This is a genomic window from Mucilaginibacter paludis DSM 18603 (assembly GCF_000166195.2).
GTDB lineage: Bacteria > Bacteroidota > Bacteroidia > Sphingobacteriales > Sphingobacteriaceae > Mucilaginibacter > Mucilaginibacter paludis.
The window spans coordinates 3868411-3888664 of record NZ_CM001403.1 but is presented as its reverse complement, the minus strand read 5'-3'; the positions used below and the strand labels follow the sequence as shown (position 1 = coordinate 3888664).

Below are 20254 nucleotides of genomic sequence, written 5' to 3'. Positions count from 1 at the left end.
GTCCGTAACATTATTTTTATAGTTCGGTATAGGTAATATTATAGGCTTTATCCTTAGTGATTATTAGTTCATATATATGATTACCTTTTGATATAACAGAAGCGTCTTTACAGCTTGGTTTCGATTTGCTTTTTATACGTAAAGTTCCTGTGCCATTTTCTCCTTTAATTTTAATATGCGTGTTACTGCAATACATTTTGATGTTTCCTTCTGGTGTCGGCACAGTGCCTTCCATCCATTTCAAACCACCTAAATTAGGTTCGGCTACCCATGTGGAGTATCCTGCCGTTAAAGGCTTTACACCCAGATAATATTTACCTAACAGGTATATTGGGCTTGCACCCCATGCATGACAAAGGCTTTTACCGAACGGACGACCATACATAGCGTAAACCTCAGCGCCCTTTTTATCCGGATTATACTCTTCCCAAAAAGACGTAGCACCAAGCTTTAACATACCGCCCCAGTAATCTTTCATTTGCTTTAATACATAACCCTGCTCGCCCATTGCGCAAAGCGCCTCAAGCTCGTAAAAGCGCATGTACGGTGTTGTTATCTTCTGGATATTATTGTTCAGCAACACGTTTTTCTTTACATCCTGCTTTTGCTGCTCGTTAAAGTAGTTAAAAAAAATGGCAAACATGTTAGTATAACGGGTAACGTTATCGCTTTGCTTATCATCAATTAAGCTATGCACCAACGCATGTTTTTGCTCGTTCCAGTACAGTTTAAATATCTTAGCTTTCAACTCATCAGCTAAGGCCTGGTATTTAGCGGCTCCTTCGTTATCGTTGTTGAGCTTGGCGCAGATAGCCATAGTTTCTAAACTACGGCAGAATAACAACTGCTCAAAACTCAACTCCCCTTGTTTGCTTAAACCATCTGCCCAGTCAATAAACAGCCAATCACCTGGTAAGCCGGCCATCATGCCATTTTTATCCCGCCGCGATAAGCAATAATCCATTAGCGTTTGCATACGCGGGTAAAACTGCTTAATAAAGGTTTTATCGCCTGTATACTGGTAATAATCGTTAATGCTCAAAAACCAATAAAAAGTATAATCCATTATGGTATTGATATGGCTCGTTACAGGATCTTTTCCGCGCAAAGCCAAAATAGTACGGGTTACTGTTGGCGAATCAAAAAATGAATAGTAATTCATCGCATAACTCTGGTAAGCATCGCCCGACCATATCCACCGATCCCTTTTTATCCCATCGATAAAAAACTCGCGTGTGGCTAACTGAAGGGTGTACTTAGAAATATCATAGATCTTATTGATTTCCTCATCAGAGCATCTGAAAGCCCCGCGTTGGGTTAACGGCGCATACTCATAAAGCATTGATACAGAATCAACAGAAACACCTGAATCAAACTGAACATTTACATATCGTAATGCTTTTGACAACTCCATTACAGAATCCTTTTTGGCAGATTCGTTAATCATCAATTCATCCAAAGTTTCGCAATGATCCACCGACTGTGCTTCTTCCTTCGACTCACCGTAATAAATATGCAGCTTACCTTTCCCTTTTAAACCATGTAATTTAACAAAGCCAAAAGTTTCTTTACCAAAATCTAAAAAGAACGAGTTGGCTTTTTTATCGCTACTCATGGCATGTTGCGGTACAGTTGGCAAACTGAATTTAGACGGGGGTGATAAAGGATCGTTAAAATTCCATGCACCAGCGTTCAGGTAAGTTGTTCCCGATTTATCAGATACCTTGCCCGTGGCATCAATCCACTCTTTATCTTCAAAAGTAACCAGCCAACTATCGTCGGATACTATAGTTTTCCCTTGAACAAATATTGCTGGTACCCTATCCTGACAATAAACTTTTAAACTCACCTTGTGATGACCTGAAGGAACAGTGATACTCTTAGGATAGCCCACAAAGGCCTGTCCATCAACCTTTACATTATACATTCCTTCAACATAAAGTTTAACCTCTTCTGTTGCTGGTACGTCAAAATCTTTATGGAACTCTACCAAAACATAATGGCTATCCATTTTCCAAAGCACTGGTAAAAACGCACCACGATCTGTACGTCGGTTCTGCATCTTGTTGCCCAGCCAAATATCAAAATCGCCGGGGTAGTATATCCATGTGGCTTTTTGAGCAAGAGCGCTATCAGTAATTAAAAGGATAATGAAGAATACGATCAAGGTAAATGTCCTTTTCATGTTCTTATAGTAATATATGCCATTCATATTAATTAGTTTTATTTTATTAAATGTATTCGAAATGCCAGATAAGAATCATCAGGTAAGCTTACCAAGCTATGGTTTTTATCATAAATTCGATAACCATCGGCTTTACTGGTCTCGAAAACCTGATTAATGGGCGTTACGGACATTTTCCATGTGTCAATCAGGTCAACCTTGTATTTTGTGCCTACGGGTGGCCCACCTTTTTTAGGCAAGCTGAACATCCATTCCTTTTGCTTTGGTTTGCCAAGATAGATGAGGTAATACGTGCTATCTGTTTGCGCGGTTTGATTATCCTTCCAGTTATCAGCGAGATGTAAAGGACCGGGGCCGTTTTCTAATAAGGTCCTGAGAAAAGCGATTCGGGCTGGGCTTTCGCCCTTTAATATGCCGCCCTTGGCCCAAAATATTGTATCTCCATTGCCTTTGATACTTTCACCATGTGTGACATATGTTCCGGCTATTATGCCCTGCCAGACCGCAGCTGTCATTTCCTGACCTGTAAGACGCCCCCATCTTTGAGGAAGATTTCCTTCATAACAAACCTCATCATAAATCACGGGTTTGAAATACACATCGCGTAATAAACCAGCACGGCCGAAATCTTCGACAGGTGCGCCGTTTTGTATGCTAACATGGGTAAAATACGGCTTCCAGTTATCGTAATACACACTGCCATTATGGATCGAGCACAGATGGCGGTAGGGGTCATGCCCCACTACAGCCGCTGCATAATCATCCCATACCGCACGGGGCTTACTTTTGATGTAATCAAATTCGTTGGCCATCGACCACCAGACGTTCCTGAAAGCCGAAAGGCGTGCCGCAAGATATTTAATATACAATAGATCATTTTCCTTACCCATACTGTCAAACCCCCAATGCCCTTTATCATAAGGGTGGAAAATGATCAGATCAGCCTCTATTCCAAGCGCGTTTAAATCATCGATCCGTTTTTCCAGATGCCTGAAAAAGGCAGGGTTAAACCGCTTAAAGTTCCACCTGTTTTTTCCATCTCCTTTTTCGTAAGGATAGAAAAGGGGTTCATTAGTTACATAAGTATAATATTTAGGGAGAATGCACATCCTGATTTTGTTAAAAGCGGAGCTTTTAAGTGTGGTCAATGTCGCTTCCTCAAGTTCTGGCCCCTGATGGATCCAAGCGTAAGCGGTGGTACCAAAAGGATAATATGGCTTACCGTCTTCGTATCTGAAATGATACGTGTCCGCAACGCGTATCATGCCATGATTTGCGTTGTTTGGAGCTACGCAGGTAAATAATCCAGACCGATGGTTTAATGCAGCAATATTACTTACTGTGATGTAATTCCACTTACCAAGTTCCATTGGCATAAATCTTATTAGATAGTTACCTTCGCCGTCATAAAAACCATCAACACTGACACGTTTGGAGTTATTCGAAAATATAGCGGAAAAATGATTTTCTGTAAAAGGATTACCTGTTACAGGGCCTTTCAAACTTATCTCGAACCGGTTCCAGCGTTCTACTTTCACTTGCGCATGTGCGCCAAATAAAAAAAGGAACACCAATAAAACTACAAAGACAAAAAATAAGAAAAATGTTTTGTTTGTCTGCATAAGAGATTGTATCATTTATCTGTATAGGTTCTGTTTACGTGAGCTAACCATGTATGGTAGTTTACCTGAACCGAGGTTGGGTTTATTGTTGGCATCACGGTAGATTTAGGCTTAGCCAATGCCTTGATCTCTTCAAGGCTTTCAAAAAGTCCGGCCTGCAAACCCGCTAGCATAGCAGCACCCAAGCCAGACGCATCCGATATTCCGTAATACAAGGGTTTGTTTAAAAGATCGGTAAGAAAACCTAAAACAAAGTTGTTAGAGATTATACCGCCATTGACAATCAACATGCGTAGGTCCAGTTGCGCGGCATTTTCCATTGCGTCGATCACAGACCGGATCTGGTAAGCGATTGACTCCAAACCAGCCCTGACGATGTGGTTTTTGGAGGTGTTAAAAGTTAAGCCAAGAAGCTCCCCTTTTCTGTCCATCTGCCAATACGGTGCACCCATGCCGCTGAATGCCGGGATAATATAAACACCGTTATTATCAAGCACGCTATTGGCCATATCCTGCGTTTGCTTGATATCACTAAAAAGAGTGAGCTCCCTGCGCAGCCACTCCATCGTCGAACCACAGGAAACGATCACACCCTCAAGCCCATAATCCACTCTCGTTGATGTACTCCAACATATTGTCGTAACAACCCCCTCGCTACCGGAAGGCAAATCCGTACCGGCATTCATCATAATGGAACAGCCTGTTCCCAATGTTGCTTTCGCCTGGCCTTGCTCAAAACAACCTTCGCCAAATGCCGCGGCATGGGAATCGCCGATCATCGCCCCGATCGGTATCTCCCGGTCAAATGACCCACCAAAGTCGCTTGCGCCAAAATCAGACGAAGAGGCAATTACTTCCGGTAGATTTATCTTATCTAAACCGAAAGTTGCCAAAAGATAGGTGTCCCAGTTTAATGTTGATAAGTTAAAAAGCATTGTCCGTGAAGCATTTGTGTGATCAGTGAGATAGCGCTTGCCCCCTGTCAGTTTAAATAAAAGCCAGGTGTCAATCGTGCCAAAATAAGCATTGCCAGTGTCTATGGCCGCCCTGACTTTATCTTTATTTTGATATAACCATATCAATTTTGATGCAGAGAAGTAGGGGTCGATGATCAGCCCTGTACGTTCTTTTACCGTTTTTTTAAACCCGCCATTAATCAATTGGTTGCAGATATCGATCGAACGTTTGCATTGCCACACAACAGCATTGTGCAAGGGATCTCCGTTAGCGTCCCATACGACAAAGGTTTCCCGCTGATTGGATATCCCAATGCTTAAGATGGATCCTGTATCTTTACCTGTTCGGCGAAAAGCCTCAAGGCAAAGGGAAACAGATGCCAACACATTTTCAAATATCCCTAAAGGATCTTGTTCTACCATTCCTCCATCTAAAAACTGCGTAGCCAAGTCCACCTGGCCCCGTGCGATGGCATTACCCTTTTCATCAAAAATAGTCGACTTGGTGCTGCTGGTGCCCTGGTCTATCGCCAGTATATATTTTTGATCCATCATCACTCGGATTTAGAATTAGCCTTGTCAATAATCACGGCGAGTAAAATTACGCCGCCTTTAACCACCTGCTGCCAAAAAGGCGATACGTTAAGCAATACCAGTCCATTGTTAAGCACACCAATGATAACTGCGCCAAGCACGGTTCCCCAAATGGTGCCTTTGCCTCCCGATAAGGAAGTGCCGCCAATCACCACAGCTGCGATAGCGTCCAGTTCGTAACTAATACCGGCATTTGGCTGAGCAGAATCCAATCTTGAAGTGACGATCAAACCACCCACGGCGGCCAGTGCTCCGGCCATGCTGTAAACGATGATCTTGACTTTGCTGATGTTGATGCCTGATAATTTAGCCGCATTTTCGTTACCGCCAATGGCATAAATATATCGGCCCAACGGAGTTTTCATCGTGATAACAACCGCTGTTAAAACAACAATAGCCGAGATCCAAACCGGAACCGGTATACCTAAAAACCAGCCGGTACCGATGTAACCGAATTTTTCGCCGAATACAGAGATCGGAAAGCCCTGTGTCCATAACAAGGTTAAGCCCCTTGCAATAGTGAGCATGGCCAGTGTAGCCACAAATGGTGGCACTTTGAAACGTGTGATGGCAAAGCCGTTAAATGCGCCCACACCTGCGCCGGTAAATAATCCCGCAAGGATAGCGCCCAACAATGTGAAACCGATGTAGAGGTTACTCGAATGCACTTCAATACCATTTTTCATCAGTCCTGCCGTAATAGCGCCGCAAAGGGCCAATACCGATCCTACGGATAAGTCGATTCCCGAGGTTAATACAACCAGTGTCATCCCTACGGCTATACAAATGTTAACAGATATTTGGCGCATTACGTTCCAGCCGTTATCTACGGTTAGGAACTTATCCGACAGGCAACTCAATACGATGCACAAAACCACAAGCGCTATAAGCGATTGGAATTTGGCGAAATGTTGGCGATTCAAGGTCATTTAAGTTTGTTATAGGTTTTTAGGAATGGCTGCTTTCAGGATGTTATCTTCGGATGCATCGGCGGCTTTAAATTCGGCAGTAATGCTGCCTTCGGCCATTACCAGGATGCGATCGGATATGGCGAGTATCTCCGGCAATTCGGATGATACCATAATGATGCCCATACCCGCTGCAGCCAGTTCTAATATCAGTTTGTAAATCTCGTTTTTGGCGTTGATATCAATACCACGCGTTGGCTCGTCCAGCATCAGCACAATAGGCTGGGTAGCCAGGCATTTAGCCAGTACTATTTTTTGCTGGTTACCACCACTCAGGTTTTTGGTGATCTGATTAGCCGACGGTGTTTTGATCTTGAGCGAATCGATATATCTTTTCGCCAGTTCCTGTTCTTTACCATCGCTCAGCAAACCCATGCTTTGCAGATTATCCAATGTGGTAATGCTAATATTGGTTTTTACATCCAACCCCAATACCAGGCCGTCTTTCTTGCGGTCTTCGGGTACCAAAGCTATTCCGGCTTTCATAGCCTCGCCCGGCGATCTAAATTTTGTTGCCTGCTGTTGGATACTGATAGTACCGGTATGAGCCTTATGCAAACCGAAAATGGTTTCCAATAATTCGGTACGCCCGGCGCCCATTAAACCGAAAATGCCCAAAACCTCACCGGGGCAAAGTTGCAGTGATACGTTCTTTAACAGATCACGTTTTTGGTTTTCAGGATGTTTTAGGTTAATATTTTGTACAGTAAGTACAGGCCCGGCGGTGGCTTTGTAGCCTTTGTTGCGAATGACGTTGATCTCGCGGCCAACCATTTTATGGATCAGCGTATCGTGGTTAATATCTTTCATCTCGCCCGATTCGATGGTTTTGCCATCGCGAAGCACAATGTAACGGTCGGCTATTTTAAAAAGCTCATCCAGCTTATGCGATATGTATACGATCACCTTATTCTCATCGCGAAGTTCTTTGATGATATCGAACAATACCTCAACCTCGCTCTCGGTAATGGCCGAAGTTGGTTCATCCATAATCAGAACCTGGCAATCGGTTAGCAGGGCCTTGGCAATTTCAACCACCTGCTGCTGACCAACCTTTAAATCAAAGATCAACGTATCCGGACTAACCTTCAGCTTCAGTTTATCTAAAAGGTATTGGGTGCGGTTTTTCATGGCCTTGCCATCCAGCATGCCCCAGTTATTGGTTAACTCGCGTCCTAAAAATATATTCTCGGTGATATTGAGGTGGGGCACTAAATTTAGCTCCTGGTGAATAATGCCGATGCCCGCGCCCTGTGCTTCGCGCGGATTAGCAAAGTTTACCTCGGTATCCTGTAATAAAATGCGGCCTTCGTATTCAGAATAAACGCCTGATAGGATTTTCATCAGCGTAGATTTACCCGCGCCGTTCTCGCCCAGTATCGCATTTACCTTGCCGGGATGCAGCTCCATGTAAACATCCTGCAAAGCAATAACGCCGGGGAATTTTTTGGTGATATGATCTGCTATCAACATAACCTTAAGGAATTATTTTTAGAGATACAGGGAGCATCTCAATATCGTTTAGGTTTAGATGTGCCTGATTAAGTTCTACGGCGCCTGTAAACTCAATCTTATCGCCTTTTTTAGCTGCCGATTTAAATGGTGGGATCACCTTAGCGCGGATGATCTTATTGATTTCCGAAGAAATATTGCTCAGATCTACTGTATTGGTAAAATCGTTCAGATCAACCAAACCCGAGGCATCACGAATGGCATTGCCAAATACAAACTCGGTAGCTATTTGGAAATCGTTATGTGCTATGGTTGAAAGCTTCACATCGCTATCGTCCATATCAGTAATGGTGCCCGTGCCTTTCACCATGAAAAATTTGGTGCTGCCTATAGAGAGGACATGACCGTTTTCGGCAAAAGTGTTAGCCGGTGATACTTTAAGTTGCGTAATTAATTCATCAAGCGTAATAGCCTTTTCTGTAACGGCGGGTAGTTTATTAGTCAGCAGGTCTTGCGCGTAAGCAACAGCGTTAAATGTTTTTCCGGTGGCTTTTAACTCGCTCAACTTACGGAAATAAACCGAGTTATAACCTATAAAAATAATGATCACGAACCAGATGGCATATTTGATTTCCTTTCTCATGGCTTAATTCTTTTTACCGTAGGCTATGTAATCAGATACGTTTTTACCGGTTACCATCTCTACTCCAACCTGAATCTTTTTCGGGAAGTCTCGCTTACCCTTAAAATATTCATCGGCGTAATTGGCAGCAGTTTGCGCCATCACCTTAGGGAACTGCATCGCGGTAGCCAATATCTTTCCATCCTTAATGCCTTGTATAGCATCTTCAGCGCCATCAAAACCCATTACTTTTACTTTGTTAGCTTTGCCTGCTGCAGCTAAAGCCTGGTAGGCACCCATGGCCATGGCATCGTTCCCGCAGAACACACCATCGATATCAGGGTGTGCCTGTAAGATGGATTCCATTACTTCCAGACCTTTATTGCGGTCAAAATCGGCACTTTGCTGGGCTACCATTTGTAAGCCGGGGTAATAATCAACCACGCTGTGGAATCCTTTAGAGCGATTCCAGGTGTTGTTATCGGCAACAATGCCTAGTATCTCAACATATTTGCCTTTTTTGCGCATTTGCTTCACAAAGTATTTACCAAGGTTCACACAGCCTGAATAACTATCAGATAAGATCTGCGATGTTGGTCCGGTGGCAGAGTTCACCTCCCTGTCCATGCAAAAAACTGCTACACCGGCTGCTTTGGCTTTATTTACATTGACTACAGAGCCATTGGCATCTGTAGGATTGAACAGGATAGCGCCATAGCCAGCGGCGATGGCATTTTCAAAGTTATCGGTTTCGGTAGCGGTGTTGTTTTGCGAATCAAAGATCTTGGTTTCGTAACCCAAACTTTTAGCTTGCGCCGAAGCTGTTTGCGCTAAAAACACAAACCAGGGATTATTGAGTGTAGATACAATAACCGCTACCTTTTTGGCTTTGGCCGATTTTGAATTATCCTTACAGCCGGCAAAAGCCAGCATAAATAACAATAACAGTGTTAATCTTCTCATTCAAATGATATAATCTAAGTTTCATTATTGGTATTCTTCTTTGTTTATCAGTTTCCTTATGATAGTAGTTTAATGGCTTGATCGGCAATCCCATCTGCCGAAATTCCGTAGTGGTTCAATATCTCAACCTGAGAGCCCGTAACGGTGTACTCGTCAGGGATGCCCATGATTTTAAAAGGCTTTTTGTGTCCACTTTGTAATAAGTAGGATGCGCAGGCCTCACCTAAACCGCCATTGATCATGTGCTCCTCCACCGTTATAATGGCTTTTGTTTCAGAAGCTAACTGTGCAATCAATGTTACGTCTAAAGGTTTAATGGTATGCATGCTCACTACCGTTGCCAATATGCCCGATTCTTCCAGCTTTTGCGCGGCTAACAGGGCTGGGTAAACGGTTTCGCCGTTGGCGATGATTGTTATATCGCCGCCATTTTTCACCACCCTGCCTTTGCCAAACTCAAAACCAATATTCTCATCTTCGGTTAAAAGAGGCATTGGTTTTTTACCGAAGCGCAGGTAAACTGGCTTGGTGCTTTGTGCAGCCAATTTTACAGCTTGCTCGGTTTCAAAATTATCGGCAGGTACTACAATGGTAATATTATTGATGGCGCGCAGTACGGCAAAATCGTGCAGACTGTGGTGCGTTGTTCCCAATGCTCCGTAACTTACACCGGCGCTAATGCCAATTAACCTTACAGGATTATCTGAGTAACAAACATCGTTTTTGATCTGCTCCAAAGCTCTAGCGGTTAAAAAACAAGCTGGTGATACCGCGAATGCTTTTTTACCTGCCGAAGCCAATCCGGCGGCAACGCCTACCAGGTTTTGCTCGGCAATGCCTATCTCTACAATCTGCTCGGGCAATTGCTGCCCGAATGCAACCAGCTTGCCCGAACCGCGCGAATCGCTGGTAACGGCAATAATATCTTTATCAGTTTCGGCAAGCTTTAATAAGGTAGCCGCAAAAACATCCTGGTTTGGTTTGGCGTTAGCCGAAGTATTTTTTATAACTGTTCCCAAGTTCGTGGTATTAAATGTTGGTGAGTGCCACATCCAGTTCGGTCATGGCGCTTTGATATTGTTCGTGGTTAGGTACACCGTGGTGCCACTTTACCGAGTTTTCCATAAAGCTGATGCCTTTACCTTTAATGGTATGGGCTATAATCAGGTTAGGTTTTCCCGGCTCAAAAGGCATACTGGCAAATGCCTCGCGCAACGCATGAATATCGTGTCCGTCAACCTGTTTTACGGCCCATCCAAAGCTTTCAAACTTGGCGTCAAGCGGGTCAGTATTACATACCTCGGCATTAGTACCTGTAATTTGCAGTTTATTGTTATCGATGATGGCGCAAAGGTTATCCAACTTGTAATGCGAAGCTGTTAAAGCCGCCTCCCAGTTTGAACCTTCGGGCAGTTCACCGTCCCCCAAAAGGGTAAAAACACGATAGTCTTTTTTATCCAGTTTCGCGGCAAGCGCAACACCGGCAGCAATTGGTAACCCGTGCCCCAAAGCGCCTGTATTTTGCTCAACGCCATGTACCTTTTTAGTAGGATGGCCTATGTAATGGGATTTATATTTGCATAATGTTTCAAGATCCGTTTCCGGGAAGAAGCCTTTGTCGGCCAGTACCACAAAAAGCGCTTCAACACAATGGCCCTTGCTCTGGATGTAACGGTCGCGATCCGGCGAAGTAAAATTATCCGGACTCACATTCAGCACATCGTTATACAAAACGTTCAACACATCAATGCACGATAGGCTGCCACCCGTGTGCCCGGCATTGGCGCCTACAATATATTTGAGGATCTTTTTACGATACCCAACTGATTTTTCTTTTAACTCTTTGTCTGTCATTTTACTTGTGTTCGTAAATTTCCCAGCCCATGTAATTGCCTAATGCCTCTTTTAATATGCCGGCTGTTTTTGAAGCGTTCATTACCACGTGGTGCTCAAAACCGTTGCGGCAAACGTATTGCATCAAACTTTGCAGATCAGGTATCTCCGCTACAGCGCGGTTACCAAAGGTGTTTAACGCGTCGTCGGTCAGTTCGCCTTCGCCAAGGTAAACTTTGATGATGCCTTTAGGATCATCGGTACTGATTCGGCCGTAGGTTAACGGCGATGCCGGGGTGCGGCCATCCAGAGCGCCGTAAGTATTTTCTACACCAACGGTAGTACCCAAAATAGGGGCGGTGCTGATCTGAATATCCGGCAGAAAAGATTTTGCCCAGTTACCGCAATGAAACAGCACACATTTATTAGGGTCATCAGCATAGTTGTTATTCCAATCTACCAGCGCACTTGGCGAACCCGATGCCAGTTGCATGGCATACATGGTTAATGTTCCGGTAACATCAACCTCGCAGGCACTTGGCAGCATATTCTCGCTCATAATGCTCATGCTGGTACAAACGTTGCAGCCGTAATTTTGCTGTAGCGATGTCCAGCATTGTATGGCTGTTGCATCCAATGCATGCTCGTCCATAAACTGGTTAAGCACTACGTCCAGTTTGGCTATTTGTATCATCGCATCGTCGGGCGTGAGGCCTTTAGGCGCATAAGCATTTATCTTATTTAAGTGCGCCTGTACTTCGGGGTGTTCTGCCGTTAACTTGTCGGCTTTGCCTAAAATCTCACTCAGGTCGGCAGTGGTTACGGTAATGCCGTTACGCTGTAATATCTTCTCGCTGTAGCGAACGGTATTAAAAGCTCCCGGCCTGGCACCAATAGCGCCAATGCGAACACTGCGTAAACCTTTAACTACGCGGCAAATGGCCACAAAATCTTTTAGGTTGGCGATAAATTGGGGGTCGCTCGGATGAGTGACGTGATCATCGGTTAGGGTGTATTTGATGCCGTACTGGTAAAGGTTGTTGCAAACCGAAATTTTACCGCACCATGAATCGCGGCGGCGTGCTACATCCAGTTTATTCAGATCATCGGGGTAGGCCTGAATCAGCACCGGAACGTTTAATCCTGACAATTTAATGGTATCTGCAACACCTTTTTCATCGCCAAAATTTGGCAGGAATACCATGATACCTGTAATCTCTTCACGATGTTTTTTGAATAAATCGGCACATTTCTGGGCATCTTTAAAGGTTTCAACACCGCCAAGTTTTGATTCGGTATCGCCCAGCATAATGGCATTAATGTTCAGTTGGGTAAAAAGGGCAATAATATCGGCACGGGCTTCAGAAACCAACCTGTCCGGAAAAAAATCACGATTACCTATAATTACCCCTAATGTTGCTTTATTACTCATATTTTTAATATTTCTGATCGTTTTGTAAAAATCTGAACAACGCGGTTCAGTATAGTTCGGGTTGAATAGTTTTTTTGATGTTTATGCAACTTGTAAATACCATTATAATCATTTACAGGGCTAAAATAGAAAATAAAAGAAGAAATAGATAAATACTGACAAATTTAAATGGGACTAAGAGTTTCATATTTTGGAAGTTTTTAGCTATTTAAGTCTGCTTTTGTCTTTATTTTTTTCTTTTCTGATAAATTATCCACTCATTATTTATCATTTAAGCAGACAATTTCTTGATTTTTTTTATAATTCTAAAAAATACAATCGGTTGCATTTGTTGGGTTTACGATTACTTATGTTTGTAACAATAAAACTAAAGTTATTTCAAGTGAACCAAAATTAAACTTATGAGATCAATCAAAAACTTACTAACATGCATTTTACTTTCGCAAATGCTGCTGTTTGTTCTTCCCAAACAATCAGTGGCGCAAACATCCGCAAATGCTAAACAGTTGATTAGAATAGCCGGAATTGTGTTGGATGAAAAAGGGGCCCCCCTTCCCGGTGTATCTGTCAAGCTAAAGGGTACAAGCAATGGAGTTGCAACTGATGTAGGCGGAAACTTCTCCATCAACGTACCTGGAATGGGAGCTATATTAGTATACAGTTTTATTGGATATGAACCACTTGAACAAAGTATTGGTGGTAAAACAACACTCAAAATCACATTGACACCCTCTGTGAAATCTTTAGAACAAGTAATTATCGTTGGATATGGAACAGTTCGTAAAAGAGACCTTACCGGATCTGTCGTTTCCGTTAAAGGTGACGAAATTACAAAAGTTGCAGCATCCAACCCTATGGAGGCCTTACAGGGGAAGGTTGCTGGCGTGGATATTACCCGGACTAGCGGCGCAGCCGGAGCCGGAGTCGGTGTAACGGTTAGAGGAAACCGCTCATTAAATGCCAGTAACAGCCCTTTATACATCGTCGATGGAATCATTTATTCTAACTATGAAGATATAAACCAAAACGACATCGCATCCATGGAATTTTTGAAGGATGCATCTTCTACAGCGATTTACGGTTCACGTGGTGCAAACGGAGTTATTATTATCACCACTAAAAGAGGGGGTGAAGGTAAGCCGAAGGTAAGTGCAGGAAGCTATTACGGCGTCAGCGAGATTACCGGTTATCCTGTGCCGATGACAGGTCCTCAATACGCCAATTTGAAACGGGAGGGCTATCGCACTATAGGTACCTGGAATTCGACAGCCGACGACCCGAAAGTTTTTACAAGTTCCGGGGATCTTGCAGCAGTTCAAAACGGCGATTCTTATTATTGGCCGGGATATTTTTTGCATAAAGGCTCGCAACAGGACTATAATGCCAGTGTTTCAGGCGGCAATGATAAAACAAAAGCTTACTTTTCTTTTGACTATTTCAAAGAAAAAGGTTTGTATACCAATGATTATTCGAGCCGTTACAGCCTGCGTTTAAATGTTGATCATGAACTTTTTAAGGATTTTAAAGTTGGCTTACAAAGTCAGCTTGCTTATTACGATCAAAATTTAAGAAGTGATAACGTATTGTCTGTCGCTAACAAGATCATTCCATATTTTAATCCCTACAGTGCGGACGGCAGTCTGGCTAAGTTTCCGGGTAACGGAAATCAGGTTAACCCGCTTTATGATGAGGAGGCAGGGCAATATGTTAATAAAAATAATATAACACATTTGCTTTCCACTGCCTACGCGGAATGGAAACCGGCAGACGGCCTTACCATACGGTCGAATTTAGGTGTGACTTTGTCCAGTTCAAGAAATGGGCATTTCGAAGGTACCAATACATTAAACCGGGCGCTTTCATCGGGTTCTCTTTCTTCTGAAACCAATTCAACCGATAATAATTTAATATGGGAGAATATTATTACCTACCAGAGAAAAATAAACCATCATAACTTTACGTTAACGGGTGTAACCAGTTACCAATCAAGCGTTTCAGATCAGGCATCGGCGTCAGGTACGGGACAATTGTTATCAGACCAATCTTTCTATGCCTTACAAAACAATCCTGCCAATCTCAAGATATCAAGTAATTATGTTGGGCAAAATCTTGAATCGGGGGCATTGCGCTTAAATTATTCTTTCAAAGAAAGATATTTGTTGACCCTGACAGGGCGAGCTGATGGTTCATCGGTTTTAGCCAAAGGAAATAAATGGGCATTCTTTCCTTCTGCAGCAGCTGCCTGGAGAATTATTGACGAACCATTTATGAAAAGCCAAAGCGTAGTATCCGAGTTAAAGGCACGTTTAAGTTATGGCGTAGCTGGTAATGCAGCTGTTAAACCCTATCAAACCCAAAGTGGTCTGATCTTAGTGCCCTATTCTTATAATGATATCACCGCACTGGCCTATGAACTGGACCCCAACATCGGAAATCAAAAATTAAAGTGGGAGTTGACGGGAACATTAAATGCGGGGATAGATTTTGGTGTATTCCGGGATAGAATTTCTGGAAGTATCGATTATTATGACTCTCAAACCCGGGACTTGTTATTGAGTCAGAAGCTTCCGTCTTCGACAGGAGCCCTTACAACATTGGCTAATGTGGGCAGGAGCCGGAATACAGGTATTGAGCTTACCGTACGAACCAATAATATCAAAACAAATAAATTCTCCTGGTCGTCAAATATTACCTATACTCGTAATAAAGAACGTATTACCTATTTGCCTAACGGCGTAAACGACTTAGGCAATAACTGGTTTATAGGCTATCCTGTGGTTTCCTATTTCGATTACCAAAAGCTAGGCATCTGGCAGACATCGGAAGCTGCTCAGGCTGCCGTTTACGGCTATAAGCCCGGCGATATCAAAGTCGCCGATATTGACGGTAGCGGGACAATCACTGCCGCCGGAGACCGGGTTGTGCTCGGTTCAGCTGTCCCAAAATATAGTTTTGGATTCAGCAATGATTTTAAATACAAGAGCTTTGATTTGAACGTATTAGTTTATGGAAGAATTGGTCAGATGTTCGTTTCACAATACGCATTAAAATATGAACCGAATGCAATAGAAAACGGCGCTAATGTTGATTATTGGACTCCTGAAAATCCAACAAATGACTATCCTAGGCCGAATGCGAATATCTCTAAATCAGCTACTCCATTTGCTTCTACTCTAGGTTACAAAGATGGATCATTCGTGAAAATAAGAAGTGCAAGCCTGGGTTATAATTTCTCACCGGGGATAACCAAAGCCCTTCATGTTTCTAATTTAAGGTTATATATAAGCGCTAAAAATTTTCTAACCTTTTCTAAAATTAAAGACTACGATCCTGAAGGCGGTGGATCTTTCGACAGGCCGTTAACTAAATTATTTTTGGCAGGTCTTAATGTTTCATTATAAAAATTATTAATCAGAGCATCATGAAAAAAATTATTTATACCGGGATTTTAATCCTTTTGGCTGGCATATTGATGTTTAGCTCATGCACAAAGAAACTTGACGAATATAATCCAAGTGGTTTTACGGCTTCTACATTTTATACCAAGGCAGTAGGCTTTGAAACATTGGTTAATGCAGCGTATACTTTTTCCAGGTTTTGGTATGGTAAGGAAGAAGGCTATCTTGCAGCAGAAATGGGAACAGATATCTGGACAAGTGGAGCAGGGGACCCATATCCTATGTTCACGCAATATTACAATTTACAAGGGACAGCTGACCCGCTGCCATTATTGTGGAACAATCTTTATGCAGGGGTAAATTTGTGTAATACCGGCATTGCCGGTATCGGTAACGTCACGGATTATACTGCAGCTCAAAAAACGACCAGGGAAGCAGAATTACGATTCCTAAGGGCATTTTATTATTGGCATATCGTAGAAACGTGGGGAGGTGTAAACTTTACGACCACACCTACCGACGGAGCAGTTACAACGGCTAACAGAACACCTGTTGAAACATTTTATACGCAGATATTTACTGACCTAAAATTTGCTGTGGCAAATTTACCTGTAAGTACGACAGATTACGGCCGTGCGACGATTCCGGTTGCCAAAGCGTTCTTAGCCCGCATGTACTTAACAAGAGGTATGAATGCTGAAGCTTTCGCCTTGGCGGATGATGTCATAAAAAACTACGGTTATGCGCTGCAACCCCGGTTTGTTGACCTATGGAACATGGGCAATCTCAAAAACAAAGAAGTCATATGGGCAATTGACTACTCTACCAATTTGGCTAATAACGATTTAAGTTCATCAACCTATCCCTATGGTCATTATCGCGGATCCAATAACGGGCACATGATGTATCTAATGGTTTACGATCAGGTCAACTCTGCTTTGCTTGCCCGCGATATTCCAAACGGCCGTCCCTTTAATCGATATATGCCGACACTGGCTTATCTGAATTTGTTCGATCAAGCGAACGATTCCCGTTACAGTGGTTCGTTCCAGAACGTATGGTATGCTAACAAAGCAGGAAACTATAACGGTAACGCTATTAAAGTTGGAGATACTATTTGTTATACTCCAAATGCTACTATTCCCTTAGCATCGCAAAGCAAAAAATATATCACTTATGATCTTCCAAAAGTTTACGATATGGCCACAAGCATACCGATTCAACGTAAGTTTGTCATTTCTTTATCAAAGTTCAAAGATTCAACGCGCGCTAGCGTTGCTGAAGCTCAAAGTGCAAGAGATGTCTTTGTAATAAGACTAGCAGAAATGTACCTTGTTGCAGCCGAAGCGAAGTTTAATCTTGGAGATCCGGGCACTGCTGCTACTTATATTAACGTAATCAGAACCCGTGCTGCTAAGCCCGGAAAAGTAGCACAAATGCAGATCACACCAGCTCAAGTTTCGATTGATTTCATTTTGGATGAAAGAGCTAGAGAGTTGGGCGGAGAACAGTTAAGATGGTTCGATCTGAAAAGGACGGGTAAGTTAGCCAGCAGAATCCAGACAATGAATCCCGATGCTGCGGCAAATTTTAAATCTTATCATCTGGTCAGGCCTATACCACAGGCCAGCCAGCTTGACCCGACTACGAATAAAGACGTCTTTACGCAAAACCCAGGATACAATTAAGGTAAAAGAAAGGGCTGGAGAAATCTAGCCCTTTCTTTTACTTCGTTTTTATGTTATTTTTGTCAGTATTTATAATTATTTAAAATGCTCGCATATCAACGTCGTGAAAAAATTCTGGAATTACTTCAGGAAGATGGCACCGCAAAAGTAATCAATCTGGCAAAAATCTTTAAAGTTACGGAAGTTACCATTCGGCAGGATTTAGAAAAGCTGGAGAAAGAAGGCTTGCTAGTTAAAGAGCATGGCGGAGCTTATTTGAAGAATATTCAGGACCAGGTTAGTTCATTTTCATTAGCTAACCATGAGAATCTGGATAAGAAAGAAATTATTGCGATCAAATGTCTTGAATTTATTCAAAATGGGGATACTATAATTCTGGATTCCGGTTCAACTACCACAGAAATTGCCCGGAAACTTAAAGGAAATCGGAAGGTAACTGTCATTACTAATGCTTTGAATATAGCGTTGATGTTAGGCGCAGAACCTGGCATTGAGGTGATCATGACCGGAGGTGAATTTAAACCCCCAACTTTATCGCTTACAGGCCAAAAAGCGGCAGATTTTTTTAAAGGCATTAATATCCAAAAGTTGTTTCTGGCTACAGCAGGACTTTCCTTAAAATCTGGTTTAACATATCCAAGTATCAGCGATATCGTCGTAAAAAAAGCAATGATAGATGCGGCTGAGACCACTTATCTTGTGGCAGATTCAACTAAGTTCGGGAAAAGCGCTTTTGCAAGCCTCGGTGCCCTATCACTCATCAGCTACATTATTACAGACAGCGGTATCGAGGAAAAGCATAAGGACATGTTCCGCAATCAAGAAATTGAAATCATAATTGCCGGTTAAGATATTTCGATTCATTGTCCTATATTACAACGGAAGGATTTACTCTTTAATTCGATCTCTTCATTATCTGCCGGGAATAACCATTTCATTAACCTATAGTTAGGCAGTGGATTAAGGTCGATGATTTGCTACTTTTATATGTTTAGGAACGGGGTTTAATAAAAAAAAGAAAATTATAGTAATTAAAAATCCCGGTAATGGACTAAAAATAGGTAACAAACGAAAATTTTACCCTAATTCTTTTATCAAGAATCTTATCGGACTGCCCCAAATCGTCCTTTATGTTTGATCAAATATTCAATATTGTTCCACTTAAATTATTAATTTTATATATTTATCAATTATTTTTTATAATACACGCAATTTGCAACCGATTTTTTAAAATTATTTGTATATATAGCGAATCTCTCGCTATATTAGTAAAGGGAATTTTTCAATATTATCCCATCCAAATAAAACCAAAAATACCGATCTGGTTATAATTCAGATTCGAAACAAGCAGTTATCTATACTTTTCGCCGGACTTAAAAAATCAAGGCGTGAATGCTTTCAATTGGAATTAAAACTGTCGGTATGTTTTATCATATGAAATGGCTAAAGCAAAGATCAATTATAATAATACTGTGCCACTGGTAGAGCAAATTGTGATGACTATAAGCCGGGATATTGAAAAGGGTGTGTATAAAAGGAATCAGCAACTGCTTTCCATCAATACTTACAGTAGACAATACGGCGTAGCGAGAGATACCATTGAAAAGGCCTATACCCGTTTGCGAACAGCTGGTTATATCAGCTCCGTTAAAGGCAAAGGTTACTTCGTTAATGTCAAGTCCAATAAAACGATCAATGTTCTTCTGATCTTTAATGAACTCAGTTCCCATAAAAAGATCGTTTTTGATTCAATCGTCTCATCGCTCGGGGCAAAGGTAAAAGTTGACCTTAGGATCCATCATGGTGATTTGGCTTTACTGGATGAAATCATTGACCAATCGCTCAGCTTATACCACTATTATGTTATCCTTCCCTTGTTCAGAGAGGGAATCAATGAAAGTGTTTGCATCAGCACATTACGTAAAGTGCCTGATAGCCAACTTATTTTATTGGACAAAACCATAACCGGTTTCAAGCCAGCTTATTCTGTTTGCCAAGATTATACCAACGACATTTTAAATGTGCTCAGAAAAAATTCGGCGCGTTTGGCCAAGTATGAAAAGCTGATTTTACTCATCCCCTCAACAGGCCACCAGCAGGGAATCATCGAGGGCTTAATGCGATTTGCGACTGAATCATCACTTGGCTTGGAAATCAGGAATATGGTGGAGAAAAATGGGCCGTATAAAGGCGAAGTTTACCTGACGCTGGACGAATCGGAACTCATCATTTTATTAAAGAAAATAAAAGAAAATGGTCTGCTGGCCGGCAACGAGATTGGACTGATATCTTACCATGATACACCCTTCAAAGAATTGCTCGGTATTACGGTACTTACTACTGATTTAGAAGCGATGGGGAAAATGACCGCGAAAATGATACTGGAAAACAAGCCCGCCCAAATCATAAACCCATTTAAGATCATTATCAGGCAATCCCTTTAAACGAAATGGGCTACAATTGTGCGAGTCATACCAGCTAATTCAGATCAGATAAAATAAATCTCAACATTGTCAATCTTATCACAAATAGGAGCCGAAT

14 protein-coding genes are annotated in these 20254 nt (G+C 42.2%); 4 read left to right on the top strand and 10 right to left on the bottom strand.

Annotated features, from left to right (window positions below; all coding sequences use genetic code 11):
- Positions 1-16: 16 nt before the first annotated feature.
- Genes MUCPA_RS16520 through MUCPA_RS16475 form a run of 10 tightly spaced genes read right to left on the bottom strand, consistent with a single transcriptional unit; the run spans position 17 to position 12627 of the window.
- Complete coding sequence (locus MUCPA_RS16520; RefSeq protein ID WP_121201891.1) at positions 17-2185, bottom strand: alpha-L-rhamnosidase-related protein; 2169 nt, start codon at positions 2183-2185, stop codon at positions 17-19.
- A gap of 38 nt (positions 2186-2223) precedes the next feature.
- On the bottom strand, positions 2224-3822 hold the full coding sequence (locus tag MUCPA_RS16515; RefSeq protein WP_217220505.1) for a DUF5060 domain-containing protein: 1599 nt from the start codon (positions 3820-3822) through the stop codon (positions 2224-2226).
- Positions 3819-5318: an FGGY family carbohydrate kinase gene (locus tag MUCPA_RS16510; RefSeq protein ID WP_008507907.1), complete on the bottom strand. Its 1500-nt coding sequence runs from the start codon at positions 5316-5318 to the stop codon at positions 3819-3821. The genes MUCPA_RS16515 and MUCPA_RS16510 overlap by 4 nt, the downstream gene beginning before the upstream one ends.
- Complete coding sequence (locus MUCPA_RS16505) at positions 5318-6286, bottom strand: ABC transporter permease (protein WP_008507906.1); 969 nt, start codon at positions 6284-6286, stop codon at positions 5318-5320. Before MUCPA_RS16505 ends, MUCPA_RS16510 begins: the two co-directional genes overlap by 1 nt.
- 9 nt (positions 6287-6295) lie before the next feature.
- Positions 6296-7798 (bottom strand): sugar ABC transporter ATP-binding protein, encoded by a 1503-nt coding sequence (locus tag MUCPA_RS16500; RefSeq protein ID WP_008507905.1) that lies wholly within the window; start codon positions 7796-7798, stop codon positions 6296-6298.
- A gap of 4 nt (positions 7799-7802) precedes the next feature.
- Positions 7803-8420, bottom strand: coding sequence for a DUF2291 domain-containing protein (locus MUCPA_RS16495; protein WP_008507904.1), 618 nt, complete (start codon positions 8418-8420; stop codon positions 7803-7805).
- A gap of 3 nt (positions 8421-8423) precedes the next feature.
- Positions 8424-9362: a D-ribose ABC transporter substrate-binding protein gene (locus MUCPA_RS16490; RefSeq protein WP_008507903.1), complete on the bottom strand. Its 939-nt coding sequence runs from the start codon at positions 9360-9362 to the stop codon at positions 8424-8426.
- Positions 9363-9418: 56 nt separating this feature from the next.
- Positions 9419-10381 carry a transketolase family protein gene (locus MUCPA_RS16485; RefSeq protein ID WP_008507902.1) on the bottom strand — a complete coding sequence of 321 codons (963 nt, stop codon included), beginning with the start codon at positions 10379-10381 and terminating at the stop codon, positions 9419-9421.
- Between the two features lie 10 nt (positions 10382-10391).
- Positions 10392-11216 carry a transketolase gene (locus tag MUCPA_RS16480; RefSeq protein ID WP_008507901.1) on the bottom strand — a complete coding sequence of 275 codons (825 nt, stop codon included), beginning with the start codon at positions 11214-11216 and terminating at the stop codon, positions 10392-10394.
- A 1-nt stretch (position 11217) separates the two neighbouring features.
- A complete protein-coding gene (locus tag MUCPA_RS16475) occupies positions 11218-12627 on the bottom strand; it encodes an L-fucose/L-arabinose isomerase family protein (RefSeq protein WP_008507900.1) in 1410 nt (469 codons plus the stop codon).
- A gap of 401 nt (positions 12628-13028) precedes the next feature.
- Between MUCPA_RS16475 and MUCPA_RS16470 the strand changes: the two genes are divergently transcribed.
- The 4 genes from MUCPA_RS16470 (at position 13029) to MUCPA_RS16455 (ending at position 20157) form a co-directional block, all read left to right on the top strand.
- Positions 13029-16028 carry a SusC/RagA family TonB-linked outer membrane protein gene (locus tag MUCPA_RS16470; RefSeq protein ID WP_008507899.1) on the top strand — a complete coding sequence of 1000 codons (3000 nt, stop codon included), beginning with the start codon at positions 13029-13031 and terminating at the stop codon, positions 16026-16028.
- Positions 16029-16048: 20 nt separating this feature from the next.
- Positions 16049-17713 carry a RagB/SusD family nutrient uptake outer membrane protein gene (locus MUCPA_RS16465; protein WP_008507898.1) on the top strand — a complete coding sequence of 555 codons (1665 nt, stop codon included), beginning with the start codon at positions 16049-16051 and terminating at the stop codon, positions 17711-17713.
- An 84-nt stretch (positions 17714-17797) separates the two neighbouring features.
- Positions 17798-18562: a DeoR/GlpR family DNA-binding transcription regulator gene (locus MUCPA_RS16460; protein WP_008507897.1), complete on the top strand. Its 765-nt coding sequence runs from the start codon at positions 17798-17800 to the stop codon at positions 18560-18562.
- A 590-nt stretch (positions 18563-19152) separates the two neighbouring features.
- Positions 19153-20157, top strand: a complete 1005-nt coding sequence (locus tag MUCPA_RS16455; protein ID WP_008507896.1) for a GntR family transcriptional regulator — start codon at positions 19153-19155, stop codon at positions 20155-20157.
- The last annotated feature ends 97 nt before the right edge of the window (positions 20158-20254 follow it).